Source organism: Peribacillus sp. P4_C12, from assembly GCF_056402095.1.
Map to the genome: position 1 here is coordinate 1 of NZ_JBFUIB010000033.1, position 16,057 is coordinate 16,057.

The 16,057-nt window shown below is 35.9% G+C and carries 15 protein-coding genes and 2 pseudogenes; 9 read left to right on the forward strand and 8 right to left on the reverse strand.

Translation table 11 applies throughout. The annotated features are described in order from the left end of the window. Positions 1–141, forward strand: a 141-nt coding sequence (locus AC1DUW_RS08410) for an IS3 family transposase (RefSeq protein WP_477642344.1), incomplete at its 5' end; no start/stop codon positions are given. A 221-nt stretch (positions 142–362) separates the two neighbouring features. Here AC1DUW_RS08410 and AC1DUW_RS08415 read toward each other — a convergent pair. Beyond that, positions 363–1,307, reverse strand: coding sequence for a DMT family transporter (locus AC1DUW_RS08415; protein WP_477642323.1), 945 nt, complete (start codon positions 1,305–1,307; stop codon positions 363–365). Positions 1,308–1,410: 103 nt separating this feature from the next. Here AC1DUW_RS08415 and AC1DUW_RS08420 point away from each other — a divergent pair, with 103 nt between their 5' ends. From AC1DUW_RS08420 to AC1DUW_RS08435, 4 genes and pseudogenes are all read left to right on the forward strand, one after another. Next, positions 1,411–2,841 carry an aminotransferase-like domain-containing protein gene (locus tag AC1DUW_RS08420; protein ID WP_477642345.1) on the forward strand — a complete coding sequence of 477 codons (1,431 nt, stop codon included), beginning with the start codon at positions 1,411–1,413 and terminating at the stop codon, positions 2,839–2,841. Positions 2,842–2,994: 153 nt separating this feature from the next. Then, positions 2,995–3,699 (forward strand): annotated as a pseudogene (locus AC1DUW_RS08425) (class I SAM-dependent methyltransferase). A 545-nt stretch (positions 3,700–4,244) separates the two neighbouring features. Beyond that, complete coding sequence (locus AC1DUW_RS08430) at positions 4,245–5,702, forward strand: S8 family serine peptidase (protein ID WP_477642324.1); 1,458 nt, start codon at positions 4,245–4,247, stop codon at positions 5,700–5,702. Positions 5,703–6,155: 453 nt separating this feature from the next. Then, entirely contained in the window at positions 6,156–6,332 is a 177-nt protein-coding gene (locus tag AC1DUW_RS08435) for a hypothetical protein (protein WP_477642325.1), read from the forward strand. 699 nt (positions 6,333–7,031) lie between these two features. Here the strand turns inward: AC1DUW_RS08435 and hxlB are convergent. From hxlB to hxlR, 4 genes are all read right to left on the reverse strand, one after another. Next, a complete protein-coding gene (gene hxlB, locus AC1DUW_RS08440; RefSeq protein WP_477642326.1) occupies positions 7,032–7,589 on the reverse strand; it encodes a 6-phospho-3-hexuloisomerase in 558 nt (185 codons plus the stop codon). A gap of 16 nt (positions 7,590–7,605) precedes the next feature. After that, complete coding sequence (hxlA, locus tag AC1DUW_RS08445; protein WP_477642327.1) at positions 7,606–8,247, reverse strand: 3-hexulose-6-phosphate synthase; 642 nt, start codon at positions 8,245–8,247, stop codon at positions 7,606–7,608. 198 nt (positions 8,248–8,445) lie between these two features. Further along, a complete protein-coding gene (locus AC1DUW_RS08450; RefSeq protein WP_340454638.1) occupies positions 8,446–8,613 on the reverse strand; it encodes a hypothetical protein in 168 nt (55 codons plus the stop codon). A gap of 156 nt (positions 8,614–8,769) precedes the next feature. Further along, a complete protein-coding gene (gene hxlR, locus AC1DUW_RS08455) occupies positions 8,770–9,135 on the reverse strand; it encodes a transcriptional activator HxlR (protein ID WP_340454639.1) in 366 nt (121 codons plus the stop codon). 415 nt (positions 9,136–9,550) lie between these two features. On the opposite strand from hxlR, the pseudogene gnd reads away from it, so the two are divergent. The 4 genes and pseudogenes from gnd to AC1DUW_RS08475 all read left to right on the forward strand — a co-directional run bounded on the left by gnd (position 9,551) and on the right by AC1DUW_RS08475 (position 13,088). Then, positions 9,551–10,430 (forward strand): annotated as a pseudogene (gene gnd / locus AC1DUW_RS08460) (phosphogluconate dehydrogenase (NAD(+)-dependent, decarboxylating)). 114 nt (positions 10,431–10,544) lie between these two features. Next, complete coding sequence (locus AC1DUW_RS08465) at positions 10,545–10,712, forward strand: hypothetical protein (RefSeq protein ID WP_340454640.1); 168 nt, start codon at positions 10,545–10,547, stop codon at positions 10,710–10,712. Between the two features lie 388 nt (positions 10,713–11,100). Beyond that, complete coding sequence (locus AC1DUW_RS08470) at positions 11,101–11,676, forward strand: DeoR family transcriptional regulator (protein ID WP_477642328.1); 576 nt, start codon at positions 11,101–11,103, stop codon at positions 11,674–11,676. A 14-nt stretch (positions 11,677–11,690) separates the two neighbouring features. Next, positions 11,691–13,088 (forward strand): PepSY-associated TM helix domain-containing protein, encoded by a 1,398-nt coding sequence (locus tag AC1DUW_RS08475; protein ID WP_477642329.1) that lies wholly within the window; start codon positions 11,691–11,693, stop codon positions 13,086–13,088. Positions 13,089–13,569: 481 nt separating this feature from the next. On the opposite strand, the gene AC1DUW_RS08480 is transcribed toward AC1DUW_RS08475, so the two are convergent. The 3 genes from AC1DUW_RS08480 to gap form a co-directional block, all read right to left on the reverse strand. Then, positions 13,570–14,397 carry an HAD family hydrolase gene (locus AC1DUW_RS08480; RefSeq protein ID WP_477642330.1) on the reverse strand — a complete coding sequence of 276 codons (828 nt, stop codon included), beginning with the start codon at positions 14,395–14,397 and terminating at the stop codon, positions 13,570–13,572. 292 nt (positions 14,398–14,689) lie between these two features. After that, complete coding sequence (locus AC1DUW_RS08485; RefSeq protein WP_477642331.1) at positions 14,690–14,857, reverse strand: GapA-binding peptide SR1P; 168 nt, start codon at positions 14,855–14,857, stop codon at positions 14,690–14,692. After that, complete coding sequence (gene gap, locus AC1DUW_RS08490; protein WP_477642332.1) at positions 14,827–15,870, reverse strand: type I glyceraldehyde-3-phosphate dehydrogenase; 1,044 nt, start codon at positions 15,868–15,870, stop codon at positions 14,827–14,829. The genes AC1DUW_RS08485 and gap overlap by 31 nt, the downstream gene beginning before the upstream one ends. Positions 15,871–16,057 lie beyond the last annotated feature (187 nt).

Here is a 16,057-nt window from a genome sequence, read left to right on the forward strand (position 1 = left end):
AAGTATTACTTACATAAGTATGAGACATTTGAAGCGTTACAACAAGCGGTAAATGATTATATCCAGTTTTACAATAACGAACGTTACCAAGAAAGATTAAACGGCTTAAGCCCATTGGAATACAGGGCTCAAGTCGCTTAAAGCTTTTTTATTATTTCCACTGTCTACTTGACAGGGAGCTGTTCATCTTTTTCCAAAATGGATTCTTTTTATTTACGCTAATATGGGGGTTCAGGAGGACCTTTTTATCAATCCCTACAGTTGATTCTTTTACGTGCAAAATAGCACATAAAATAAGTGCAAATTATCACCTAAAGTTACATAATAGGATTCTAACGCTTTTTATATGTGAGACTTGAACATTAAGCCTTATTAGCGCGGTAACTTTCACTCTTAACGGAATCAGTACGGCACTTATTTGCAAAATGGGTGATTAAGGCCTTAGAATTAATCACAATTAATCCTGCAATGATCGTGATTCCCCCGAAAAACATGAGCCATGTTATCTTTTCCTGATACAAGACCTTCCCAAGTCCTAAGGCAATGATGGGGGAGATGTAGAGCCATGTGGACGGAAATATCGGGTCCGTTTTTGAAACAAGCCAATAGTATATGGTATGGGCAATCATAGAGCCAAAAACGGTCAAGTACACGATCGATCCTATTGCATTCTTATTTGCAAGATCTCCTATGTTTATCTGCTCAGATGTCAAAGACAGCAGCAGAAGCAATGCACCGCCGTAAATCATTTGAGTAGCATTCAGCATAATAGGTGAGGTGCCTGAAAAACGCTCTGACACCTTTTTGGAATAGATCGTTCCTGCTGCATAACCCACTTGACCAAGCAGAATAAGGAAGCAGGCGATCAGCCATATTGAATCGTAGGAAACAGTCAGATTCGGCATAAGGAGCAGAGCCACTCCAATCAAGCTGACTGCACATCCTACAAACGTTCTTATAGATAACTTAACGTGTAAGACCATTGTTTGAATCAGCAAAATCATAATTGGTCCCGTTGCAGACAGGATAGCACCAACTCCGGAAGCAACGTACTGTTCCGCCCAATATAGCGTAGCAAACGTTCCGAATGTTAACGTACTTCCTGTGATGAATGATTCTTTAGAAAAAAGAACAGCCAGATTTGCTTTTTTTCGCAGCGACATCATTAAAAATAGAAGGATTCCTGCCATGAAAAATCGGATCCCTGCTGAAAAAAAGGGAGGAAGCCCTTCGTCTACTCCTATTTTTATTGCCAGGAATGTTGTCCCAAAAATCAAGCACATACAAATATAGTTAAAGATAATCATGTAAATCCCTCCTTGCTACTCATCATATAGGACGGGAAATAGAACAGATTCATTGTAGGTAGAACAGATCGCAAACCTTGGTGCTAAACTGATATTGGGGGGAATTCATGTGAAGATAAAATCCTCAGAGCTTTATAAGCAGATTTATGATTTGGTTCTTGCCAAAATTGATCGTAAAGAATGGAAGGAACATGAGAAACTGCCTTCTGTAAGAAGAATGGCGGAGGAACTGAATGTAAATCGGTTGACTGTTCTAAGAGCTTATCAATTACTAAAAGAACATAAAAAGATATACGCAAAGGAAAAATCAGGGTACTTTGTTCAGCCTGAAGATCCATCTTTTTCTATGATTGAATCTCAGCTGCCAGAAATCGCTGACTATCCTTATAGCAACCTGTTGTCATCGATCCATCAGGTGGTTGTTGACTATCAATTCTCTCAAGCCCTTATTGATCCGAATCTCCTGCCGAATTCTTATTTATCTGAATATGTCAAAAAGGTTTTTACCCTCTATCCCAAAGTGCTTGGCACCTATTCGACTGTTCAAGGGGATGAGGAATTGAGGACAGCCCTTTCAGACTACTTTTACAAGACGCACCATTTTTTTGCACCGATTGATGAGCTGTTAATTACTTCAGGTGCTCAACAGGCCATTGATCTCGTGGCAAAGGTTCTGCTCAGGGCGAATGATACAGTATTAGTTGAGAGGCCTACATACAGCTCAGCTATTGATATTTTCAGGCAATATGGTGCGCGTATTATTGGGATTGAGATTGGGCAGGGTGGTTACGATCTGAATCAGCTAGAACATATCTTAAAAAAAGATAAACCGCGGTTTTTCTATACAAATCCAACCTTCAATAATCCAACAGGCTGCACCATTTCTGCTCTGCAAAGAAAACAGCTGGTGGAACTTGCAGAAAAGTATCAATGTGTCATCGTTGAAGATGATCCTTTCAGGGATATTTATTTTGATAAGGCTCCTCCATTCCCGATTTATTCGTATGATACCGATGGCTATGTTATCTATATCCGCAGCTTTAGTAAATACGTTTCGCCTGGATTGCGTGTTGCAGCTGTAGCTTGCCGTCATCCGCTAATGAGCCACTTGATTACTTCAAAGTCACTCGCTGACAACGGGACGGCCCTTATTAATCAAAAAATGTTCCTGCACTATTTTTTCTCGGAACGAATGCAGATTCACTTGGAGAAATTGCGAACAGCTCTATTTTTAAGGAAAGAAGTAATGAGAAATGAACTGGCTGCAACGTCATGGAAATGGACAGATCCATCAGGAGGATTAAACTTGTGGGTGGAACTTCCAGAACAAATTTCAGTTGAAAAGCTCCTTGATGCCTGTTTGGAACAGTCCATTTCCTTCGTGCCGGGATCTATATGTGATCCAGATCAAGCCCTTAGATCGTGGATTAGACTGAGCTTTTCGTATGCAAACGAAATACAGCTGCAAACAGGCATGAAAAAACTAATGACGGTTGCTGAAACGATAAATAGTGATTCCGCATATCGACAATAATTTTTGAAAGAAGGTTTTCAAATTGAATATCACATTGCAGACCTGCTACTGCTGATGATCTAACAATTGGGGTGCAGTTCAAAAAGAGGTCTTTTTAATTTGTTCCGAGTATTAATATTAGTAGATTAATGCTAGATCAGTAGGAGGAAATGAATGAAACAAAATATTTATGATAATCAGATTTTCTTTAATGGATATACGTCTTTACGTGAGGGTGGAGTTACCTATAATGATTTTGTTGAACAGCCATGGAAAATCAATATTAGATTTAGGTTGTGGAACTGGTCATTTTTCAAGTTATTGTATAGAAAACGGTGCTTCGAAAGTTATAGGTGTAGACATTTCAAGAAATATGATTGAACAGGCAAAAAAAGATAACAATCACGAGAAAATAGATTATATATGTATACCAATAGAAGACTTGGATCTACCAAATTAAAAATTCGACTTAATCATAAGTTCTTTGGCTATTCATTACATAGAAGATTACTCAAACCTAATTAAGAAGATTAGTGGATTATTAAAAAGAACGGCGAATTTATCTTTTCAACAGAACATCCAATAGTAACAGCTCGAAAAGAGATGGATAATTGGGTTAAGGATAATGAAGGGATTAAATTACATTGGGCATTAGATAATTACCAAGAAGAAGGGAAAAGGGAAGAACATTGGTATATTAACGGTGTGATTAAATATCATAGAACCATTTCAACTTTAATAAATACACTTATAAATAATGGATTTGTATTGGAAAAGATAATTGAACCACAATCAATCCCTACTGGATTAGAGCAAATGCCGAAATTAATTAATGAAAGCCGAAGACCGTCTTTTATTTTTATTAAAACAAGAAAATAATTAAGATTAATAACTTGTTGTTTTCACTAACGGGATTGGAGCTGTCTTTAAGACAGCTTATTCTTATGCAACTATCGGGGCAGTTTAGTTGAAGAAGGATAATAGAATAATTATTGTGTAGAATTGATAGGAGCAATAAGTCAGAGGAGAATTTTTGATAATACATAAAATCGATGACGAAGTATCTTTGAGGTTATTCAATGTGGGTGACGCTGAAGAGTTTTTCAATTTGATCATTAGTTCAAAACCTTATCTCAAAGAATGGCTTGGATGGCTTGATTACGTAGAAAAAGTAGTGGATACTGTTGAGACCATAAAATCTCGACTACAGAGCTTTTTTAATTTTATCTAAATAATACTGCGTTCATCACAATAATAATGAGAGGAGTATTCCGAGCTTTATCACGGGACGCTGCTCTTTTATTTATTAAAAATATTTATTCTTTATTTCAATAATATGAGATTTATTAGGAAAACTTGGAATTTAAGTTGTTGTATATTAAGATAGTATATGATGAATATTTTCCATATATAGGAGGAGACATATGAAAAAGAAAATTCTACATACGGTACTTTCGATTGCAGTAGGAGCAGGGATACTGTCCGTTGGTGGTGTTCCTACCCAAGCTAAGAGTCAAAATCAGGGGATGAATGACACATACGCAATAGCTTTTAAAAGTGGATTACCAGAGAATTATCAAGAGGTAATACGGAAAGCTGGTGGTAAAGTAACCAAAGTTCTTCCCGAGGTTGGAGGAATAGAAGCTCAATCTGACGAGCCTTCTTTTCTTAAAAACCTAAAAGGTAATTCTTCAATAGAAGCTGCTAACAGAGAAATTCCTCTAACCTTAGACAAAACAGCAGTCAGCCCTTATAACTATGAGTCTAGTATCATCAGCCAGCAAAATTCAGAGAGTTATTGGGACTCCCAATGGGATATTCAAAGGGTGACCAACGACGGGAAATCATATGATTTAGAAACAGGCGGATATAAAAATAAAGATGGTAGTATTACTCATAAAGCAGTGGTGGGAGTGATTGATACTGGAATTGATGAGTCTCATCCTGACTTAAAGAATAATATAATAGGTGGACGTAATCTTGTTCCTGCTGGAATGGATGAATCTGAAACAGGTGATCCTACTGATATAAAAGATCGCAATGGGCACGGTACTCACGTTGCCGGGATCATTGGAGCAAATGGTAAAGTAAGCGGTGTAGGACCAGATTTAGGAATCCGATCCTATCGCGTATTATACTCAGAGCAAGCCCTTGGATTACCAGCTTGGATTATAGATGGAATTATTGCAGCAACAAATGACAAGGTAGATGTTATTAATATGTCTCTTCGTTTCTATAATAATACCAAAATGACAATTGAGGGAGAAAGTTATAAATCAGTCGCTGAAACGTTACTTTGGAAGAGAGCAATTCAATATGCAGTAAAGAATGGAGTAACTGTAGTAGCCGGTAGTGGTAATGAAAGTTTAAATTTAGATGACAAGAAGGAAGTAAACGAATTTTTAAATAAAATGTATGAACCATATGGAATGAGCGTGAAAGGGCCTGCAACTGTAGTACCAGCACAAATGCCAGGAGTTATTAATGTATCTGCCTCCACAAAATGGTCAACTCAACAGCTTGCTTTCTACTCTAATTATGGAAACAGTGCTATTGACGTGGCAGCTCCTGGAGGAGATTATGGGCCTAAATATGCAGAAACTAATGATCCTGCGGCGGCTGATCCATGTAACTTAATCCTAAGTACTTGGCCTACCTATTTAGGTACTTCATATAATTTTAATGCTGGTACTTCTATGGCCACTCCTCAAGTAGCTGGAATTGCAGGAGTTATTAAGGCAGCTCATCCTGAGTATAAACCTGCCCAAGTTACAGCACGTATTAAGCAAACGGCTCTTGACTATGGAAAGAAAGGACAAGATGCTTTATTTGGTTCAGGAGAAGCAAATGCTTATAGAGCATTAGAAAATATAAAGAAGTAGCTTATGTTTCTAAATAAGATGAACTATTAAAAGTACAAGGAAAGTAAATCATCTTTTCAAAATAAATATAGAGGCTACTGATTAGGTGAGTGGCCACCATATAACTACTTACATAGAAGTTATTTGATGCTAATTCTGCAACTGAAGGATAGCATGCAGCGACTGAACAGATTTCTGAAGGCGCTCAAGTACTAGCAACCTTGGCCGAGAGTCTTAAAATGGAAGTGAATCATTTTAAAATTTAAGATATAAGAAGAATTAGGAAAAGCCTACAATCTCTTAAAGAGTGTTAGGCTTCTTTTTTTATTTTTCATTCTTTCTAACGATGAAGCTGTTTAATAAATGATAAAAATTTGGATGAGAGGGTTGGGCAATTTATCATCATATTTTTATCAGCACTCAATTTCTCTAAAAGAATTTTGACTATTCGCTTCGAGGCAAATCCATCTCCATATGGGTTTAGAAACTGGAGGGTATCCAAAGTCAGTTGCTATCATTTATAGAGGTGTAATAGCAGGAACTATCGGATATAATGAAATAAACAAGGCAAGTAAGATTGGGAGCATCGGCTACTGGCTTGGAGAAGGTTTTCTGAGGGAGTTCAAAAAGCGTAGTGTATTCGCACTGTGACATTACCTTTGTTAAATCTTACAGGAATGTTTTGTCGTTATTGGAATAGTGTTTATCCCAATCGTTCATACTAATTAAATACAAAAACTGAGGTTGCTTTAATGTATGATACATGGATTTATAGTCATTTCATCAATACAGCGTTCCGATCGTTCTACCAATTGTAGCAATTCACTATTAGGTCCATAGAATAAAATCATACGTCCAACTACTAGTGTTGATCGTAGGTGAGGGGATAAAAACTCAATTCCTTTTTCTGGTAATTGTTAATTGCTATATTAATATCTTCTACTGTAAAAGCAAACTTTTTTATAAAAGAACGATTCAATTGAATATGTTAACAGCATGTTATGATAATCTTTTTTCAAAAGAAGCTCTTTCAATTTGTTATTTTTCAAGGTGATTTATATTAGCAAAACAATAAAGGTAAACATGGACAATGTATAATAAAAATAATAGAATAACAAATATTTTACCTTTATACAAAAAAGGCAGCTTCACCTAATGGTGAAATCTGCCCAGAATGATATTGACTCATACATAAATTTGGGAAGGCATTTGAATCTCTAATTCGACAGCTCTTTTTAGATATTATGTTTCTGTCTAAAGATTTTCTACCAAACTCTGATTTAGTATGTTCTATTTTTTATAAATTACTAGTCATGCATTTAGAAGTATAAGCATAACACCTAGCCTACCCTACTCTAGATTTGCATGTCTTCCAAACATAGTTTGGCCGCCTAATTCCTTTTGCTCCATCACTCTTAATATGACAGAATCGAATAATAACAAGAGACTTTGCTCGAATAAAGACCCCATAGGCTGTATAGTTTTGTAGTCACTGTCTGCACCAGCCTTAGGTTTGGCAGGTATTTTAATAGCTAAATCGCTTATTTTTCCAATGGTCGAATCAGGGGAAATGGTGACAATTGCGACAGTTGCTTCTAAACCTTTAGCCTTCTCCGCCATTGACACTAAACTTTTTGTCTCTCCTGAACCAGAAGCGATAATTAAAATATCATCTTTTTCTAAACCAGGGGTTACCGTTTCTCCTACTACAAAGGCATCTAACCCCATGTGCATCATGCGCATAACAAAAGACTTGGCCATAAACCCAGAACGACCTGCACCAGCCACAAAGATTTTCTTGGATTTAAGTATKTGATCCACCAATTTTTCAGCTTCATCTTCAGATATTAATTCGATTGTCCGATTTAATTCRTTYTCAATTTCAGCTAAGTATTGAGTAGTYTTCATAATTCACATACCTTTCTTAAGCAWAAGTCGCTTGTTTAATTAATTCTTGCATTTTMSCRGCTACTGCTTTTTTATTATCTTGTCCAGTAATRCCACCGCCTACAATGACAAGATCAGGCTGTGCTTYAATGACTTCCGGCAATGTATCTAATTTAATTCCGCCTGCTACCGCAGTTTTCGCATTCTTTACAACGCGTTTGATTGTTTGAAGTTGTTCAAATGAGTTTTCTCCTTTAGCCTGAAGATCGTACCCTGTATGCACACAAATATAATCAACGCCMAGTGCATCAATTTCGGCTGCACGTTTTGCGATATCTTTTACATTRATCATATCAACAAGAATTTGTGTTCCTTGTTTTTTAGCTTCTTCCACTGCACCTTTGATTGTTGCATCATCCGTCGCACCAAGAACTGTGATGATAGAAGCACCAGCTTCAGATGCTTTCATGACTTCATATCCGCCAGCATCCATAATTTTCAGGTCAGCCARTACRGTTAAATTAGGGAATGCTGCACTAACTTCTTTTACTGCTCTAAGACCTTCATTAATGACAACCGGAGTTCCAATTTCTACCACATCGACAAATTGCTCTACTTCTCTCACTACTTCTATTGCCTGTGGGATGTTTACAAGATCTAATGCTAATTGAAGTTTCATAAATACTTCACTCCTTAAATAATTTTTGTTTGATACTACATTTATTGTAATCTCTAATTATTTAAATGAGAAGTACACACTTTTTTATCATATAGTGTTTAAAAGTATACTATGTGTAAATTGAAGAAGGGAAGCTATATAAAATATATCTAGAGTTACTTTTTTGAAAATTCGTTGAAGGTTGTGTTTCGAGCACTATTATGTAGAAGTTGTTAAAGGGAAATGTGATTCAAAAAGAAAATCGTGATACTTCTTCTTACCAGCAATCAAATAGACTGTAAAGTGATCAGCAAGCAACTGATCTAATTCAATAGGGTTCGTATCATACTGTCCGCCGATATGGGTTAACAGGATAAAAAAACACATGGAGAAACCTTTATAAAGGTTTCTCCATGTGTTTTTAGTGTCCAACTTATCTAATTAAAGTTATTTTCCTTAATCCGTCCATAACAAAGACAGCGCTTTCAAAAAGGAGGCGTAAAGGATTATTTTCTAATCCTCCATGAGGGAAGCTTTTTTCTACTAGAGGGACTCTTCTTTTCTCTCTGCTTGGTTATTCAAGACTGTCTCCATATACTCACTGCCCCAGTCATACATGGATTCAAGAATTGGCATCAAACTTTCTCCTCTTTTGGTCAGAGAATATTCAACTTTTGGTGGAACAACAGGGTAGACTTCACGGTGGACGATGAGGTCTTCTTCCAGCTCTCGCAATTGACTCGCGAGCATTCTCTGCGTAATTTCAGGAATCATAGATTTTAGTTCCCCAAATCGCTTGGTTCCTTCTTTGCCCAGATGCCACATAATAAGCATTTTCCATTTACCGCCAATAATAGAAAGTGTCAATTCTTTTTCGCAGTAAAACGTCTTGTCACGCAGATGTCCCATTTATTTTCCCTCCAGCTCATAAATTTATAGTGTACTTTATAATACTATATAATAAAAAAGTGCGTACTTACAATTAAAAAATATAGATAATATACTTTTATATACATAGAGGATCATCACCACAAGAACTATTACTTGGTACATCCATTAGATACTACTATACCACAATTTTACAATAAAGAACGAATACAGGGGGGATTAAATGACTTTTCTACGTAATAAATTTTTAGACAAGAATGTGTTTAAATATCCTAAAACGTCGGAAATGCATAATGTGACCTTTGTTTTATTTAGAGCAACAGGGCTTTAGATAATAAGATGAATTTTTATACTAATTAAAACTAACGAAGTTACCAATATGGATAAAGAAACGCGCAAATTAGAAGTCCACTATTCTAAAAAGGAGGCCATCACGATGAAAGTAGGATTAATTGGTTTAGGAAAAATGGGATTAAACTTAGGTCAAAACCTAATTAAAGAAAACCACGACGTTGTCGCCTATGATTTAGATTCCGGTGCTGTAGAAGAAATGGAAAGATACGGAGCTAAGGGAACAACTAATATAGTGGAACTCATTAAATCATTAGAGCAACCTCGAATCATTTGGCTTATGGTTCCTCCAGATGCAGTTGATTTAGTAATTAGTGAAGTGACACCGTTTTTGAATATTGGCGATATTTTAATTGAATCTGGAAATTCTTACTATAAGGATACCATTCGCCGGTACAACAGACTAAAGAGATATGGTGTGAGCATTATGGATGTCGTGAACTCTGAAGGAAAGGAAAGTGCTCGAAAAGGTGCTTGTTTCATGATTGGAGGAGACCTTGAAGCTTGGCGCATAGTAGAGCCCATTTTCAGAGATATAGCTGTAGAAAATGGATATTTATATGCAGGAAAAGCAGGGAGCGGTCACTTCTTGAATAGGACCCACAATGGGATTGATTACGAAATGGATGACATTGGGGAAGGATTGGAATTATTAGAAAAAAGGGAATTCGAGTATGACTATGAGAATGTAGCAAGAGTATGGAAAAAACGGTTCGGTTATTCATCCAGGGCCTATGGTTTTAACGGAAAGAGCATTTTCTAAAGATGCAAAATTAGAAGAAACTCATAGAGTAGATAAGGAATTCTACTTGAGATGGAAAATGGACGGCCGAAACTGATTTACAAACAGCCCACTCCCGTCATCGCCATGTCATTGATGCGCTATCGTTCATTAGAAATTTACAGGGAAAGAGGTAGCCGCACTACGCAACGAATTTGGAGGGGCATGCTATGAGGAAAAGTGAGAAGTCACTGCGTTTAAGTAAATCCAATTCCATGAGGCATATAATGTTCATTTCCGTCAGAACTAAAATGCAAATGAAAGATGAAAATTAATCAATCAAAAGGAGGAAAATAAAATGAAAAGAAACAATACAGTTATTTTAAATGAAGTAATAGTAGGTTTATATAGCAATAAAGAATTAGATATAATGTTAGATAAATTATCAAATTACTACCAAGTTGATATAGCTGATTTTACTGTAAGTAAAGTGAATCCAAATAGCTACAAAGAAATGATTACTTGATTGATAGTAGACTTATATTCCATTTGAAATTCAGTAAAACAGATACAAAAGAGGCCACTCAAAAGTCATTTCATTGACTATGGGTGGCCTCTTTTGTATACCAAAAAATCGTACTGTTAACCTTCGTTTAAGGAACTTTAATAGTCTTCATTCTTTTCACACATTTAAATAATATAATCAATTATTGAAAATATTGTTAATTTTCAACATTTTCAAACATTTTTCCGTTTTATACAATACTTAATACGTAGATCCGATTATTATTAATTTAAATCGATGACACTTTATCAAACCCATTAATAATAGGAAGATCAATAGCATCAAGGATAAATTTGATTTTTTAAGCTTGAATTTTAAAACTTTATCCAAAAGGAGTAGGAGAAAACAGATGTTACCAATTGAGCGACAACAACAAATTTTAACATGGTTAGAACAAGAAGAGACTTTGAGGGTTTCTGAAATCAGCAAAAGATTAGATGTGTCTGAAATGACCGTCTATCGTGACTTAAAGCCATTAATTGAGCAACAGAAAGTGATAAAAACATCAAATGGAATTACTAGTACCCCTCAACTCTATATTTCTTCTAATATTTGTACTTATTGCAGTAAAAATTCTAACACGAGATTATCTGTTCAACTCATCAAACTAAATCAACGGGTTGAACATACCTGTTGCGCTCATTGTGGTCTACTTCGCTACCAGGCTATAGAAAAAGAGGTTTCTCAAATCATTTGTTATGACTTTTTAAAGGAGACAACGATAAGTGCAAAAATGGCTACTTTTCTTTTAAATGCAGATCTTAATCTAAATTACTGTCAACCACAAGTCTTAACTTTTGACTCTATTAAACAGGCTAAGCAATTTCAATTGGGGTTTGGCGGTAGTATCTACCATTTTGAAGAAGCCATAAAAGTTATAAATGAAGAAATGAATGGAAAAACCTGTTGCCACTCTAAAAAATAAAAGGAGCTTGTACTATGGAAGCTGTGAAAATAGATCAACCAATACAAAATCAAGAAAAAAATACTGAAAAGCAAACGAAAGCCTCTATCTATCAAATTGTTTGGAGATGGCACTTTTATGCCGGGCTTATTTTTGCGCCATTTCTTATTATTCTTGCTTTTAGTGGGGCAGTTTACTTATTCAAACCACAAATTGAGAATATAATTTATGAAGATTTATATTTTGTTCAAGAGGTTGATAACTCACCCTTATCTTCATCTACACAAGTAGCTAAAGTGAAGGAAGCATATCCTGACGGGACCGTTACTTCCGTGAAATTTTATGATGAGCCGTCTCGAACAACTGAAATAAGCTTAATGGAAAACGGTCAAATGTCATCTGTTTTTGTGGATCCTTACAACGGGAAAATAGCAGGTTCGTTGAATAATGATGAAAAATTTACAGAGCAGTTTAAGAAGCTACACAGTGAATTAATGATTGGCGGTACTGTTGCAAATCGACTGGTTGAATTAGCTGCGTGTTGGGCAGTTATTTTGCTCATCACAGGGTTGTATATCTGGTGGCCACGAAATAGAGCCTCCATCTGGGGAATTATTCTCCCAAGATTCAAATCGAAAGAAAGAACGTTTTGGCGAGATATGCATGCCGTACCAGCGTTTTGGTTATCGGTGTTTATATTGATACTAATCGCAACAGGACTTCCTTGGTCAGGAGTTATGGGGGAGCAAATTAATCGCTTAGCAACTTCAACAAATACTGGATATCCACCATTTGCTAATAGCTGGGGAGAAAAACCAGAGTCAACATTTAAAACAAAAGATGTGGCAGAAGATGTTCCTTGGGCTGCAGAAAATTTACCTGTCCCGATGTCTACAAATGGATATGAGCCTATATCACTTAAAGATGTTACTTTGATCGCCCAAAACGAGAATATAAATAAACCTTATACGATATCCATGCCACAAGATAAGAAGGGCGTTTATACGATCTCTACGTCTGATACAAAACCTGGAGATAATGCGACATTACATGTGGATCAGTATAGTGGATCAGTTTTAACAGATGTTCGTTTCCAGGATTATGGGCTCATGGGGAAAGCCATTACGATGGGAATAGCTCTACATGAAGGACGTTTGTTTGGACTTGCCAATCAAATTATCGGACTTATTGTTTGTATTGGGCTTATTGGCTTAATCGTCAGTTCCTTTATCATGTGGCGAATTCGAAAGCCTGAAGGGAAATTAGGATCGCCGTCAAAACCAAAAGATAAAAAGATTACTAGAACGGTGTTCTTTATCATGTTAGGGATGGGAGTCATTATGCCGTTAGTTGGTATATCTATTATTATAGTATTTTTACTCGATCGATTTTTCTTTACAAAATTGAAACCGTTTAAGGCGTGGGTAGGTTGAGAATAAATGTAAGGGCTAATCAACTTTTAATTCATGATGTTTTTTAATAAATTAAATATAATGCCGTTTAAATATCAGTGAAAGTGTACGGTTCACTTTTACTGATGCTTTTTTTTGTTCAATTTTTTAGATACTACACTCAGCTTCTTTGTTCCAAAACTCGTTGAATAATGGGCGTGGTTCTTCCTAATTATATATAGTAGTTTTCTAATCGAACCTATTAAAAGAAGAGATTATAGATTATTAAACTAAGGGGCTGGAAGGTTAGTCGGACTGCGCTGTTTTACGATTCGGAAGGCAAAGGAAAAAATAATAAAAAAAGCAGCCATTTGGCTGCTTCACTGCTTCAGTTTATAGACAAAGTCCCTTTGAAGGGTCTAAATCTACAAGCTTTTTTTGTATAATAAATATAATTACTTTTTATGGGAAATTGTTTATGTTATCAAAAAAACGACTAGAAAAACATCGGAATCAAATAATTTCAAAACACGGATTTGACTTCTTGTGTATTCAGTAAATCTAAAAGGTGACGTACTGCATGGGAGAATCCATCTTCATCATTTGTTTTGGTTATTAAATCTGCCTTTTGTTGAATATTTAGAGGGGCATTACCCATCGCAACGGAAGTGGTTGCTACCTCGAATTGGGCGAGGTCGTTGCCCCCATCTCCGAAAGCAACAATCTCATCAAAGGCTAGATTCATCATCTGTTGGTAATGCAATATAGCCTTTCCTTTGTGTGTTTCGTTTGAAGTGATTTCTACGTTATTAGGAAAAGAAGAAGCCATCGAAACATCAAATTTATTAGCTAATGTCTTTTTTACTACCTCAATTTTTTCTAGTTGATCATACTGTACCAATGCAATTAGTTTATAGATTTTAAGATTGTCTTGATTTAAAATTTCATCGTAATTGTATGTTTGAAAAAGAGTGTCTAGCTCTTCATTACTTTTATGATGTAATGGAGGTAAAGTGGAAGGGAAACCGCCATAATTTGTATATACGAGAATTCTTACTCCTAATTTTTGCAAAGCGGAGAATATCTCTTTATATGTAGACATTGATAAAGTAACTTCGTACAACAGTTCTCTAGTTTTCGAGTATAAAAGGGAACCATTTAAACAAAAGATTGGAACCTCCATGTTTTGTATAGGTTTAATTTTTACCACATCTGCATAAGATCGACCTGTGTTCAAAATGATCGTATGGCCTTTTTCTTGCAGTTCTTTTAAGGCTTTCAAATCCTCCTCGGATATTTCATGTCGAGAATTCAATAACGTACCGTCTAAATCAATCGAAATACATTTCATCGTTTCAGTCCTTTCCCGAAATTAAAATTTTTTACAATTAACTCCTAAAAAGATTTTGGATTTGGTTATTTTTGTTTTTTGGATAGATAAAAAGATTCTGGGTTCAAATCTCTAGTTTATTTTATCAAATATAAAAAACAAAAATACCGAACTTCCTAGTTTTTTATCTTGAAAAGTTCGGTATAAAGTCAATATTCGAATAAAATGTATCTTCTTAAATGGTGATATTCACTTTGGTTTCTACGGCTTATGTTTTTTGCAACACACCTCTATTATTCTACCTTGTTCCTTTTTAATTTAATTCCTCTCGTTGAAATTCTGAATCTTGATTGAGGCATTGTTCTTGCTTGCAGTTAGAGTAATAAGTCATGACTTTTTCCGTATCGGCAGTGTCTATGAGTTCTCCACAGTATTTACATATAACTGTACCTAATGCTTGAGAGCAACTGTGGATTTCCATATTTTCTCCATCCTTTCGTTTACTGCTTGAGCCAACTCAATGACCCTGCAAGCATACGCCCATTCATTATCATACCAGGCCAATATTTTAATTTGATTTTCCACTGTCATGATTGAAAGTCCATCTACAATCGCTGACTTTTCATTCCCTATAAAATCGGAGGATACTAACGGCTCTTCAATATAGCCGACATAATGAGAGAGTTTTCCATTTGCTGCTGCATGAAATACTGATTTCACTTCGTCAAGCGATACCTCACGGGCCACTTGAACAGTGAGATCAACTAGTGAAACATCCTGTGTAGGAACACGAATTGATATTCCTTCAATACATGAAGCCAGATGCGGAAGAACATCAACAAGTGCTTTACCCACTCCTGTTGTCGTCGGAACAATGGATTGAGTACAAGAGCGGGCTCTTCGTAAATCTTTATGCGGGTTATCTAAATGATTTTGGTCAGAAGTATAAGAGTGAATAGTGGTCATCCATCCCCTTTTAACTTGGAAAGATTGGTCCATGATACTTAAAAGAGGGGCAACACAGTTAGTCGTGCAGGAGGCTGCGGATAAAATAGTGTGCTTCGAAAGATCTAACAGATGATCATTCACTCCCATAACCACCGTAAAATCCATATTCTTACCAGGTGCAGTAACAATGACAGTAGATGCTCCAGCTGATAAATGCTTTTGTGCCCCTTGGCGGTCATTGAATTTTCCTGTAGCATCAATCACAATGTCTATATCCATTGTTCCCCATGGAATCCTCTCAGGTTCACGTTCAGAAACGATCTGAATAATATCACCATTAATTAAGAGATTTCCATCTTGTATTGAAATATCTGCATTCCAAGATCTGTGTATGGTATCGTATTTTAATAAATGAGCTACTGTTTCTACAGGATAAATGGAATTAATCGCCACTAATTTAAGTTGATCATGTTTATTGGATAACATTTTTCTAATCAATAGCCGACCGATTCTCCCTGTGCCACTAATGCCTATTTTTCTTATCATTGTGTTACCCCCTTTGTTATGAAGGTATTGATTTAAATGACCACTTCACTTGAAGGTGTGGTTTATATATTAGAATAATTCAAGTTTTTTAGATTATAAAACAATGCTATTAGGAATAAACCAAGTCGCTGAACAGTGCCCATTCATGAATCCCAAAACCTCTTGCTCGATAAATAATAAACGGACC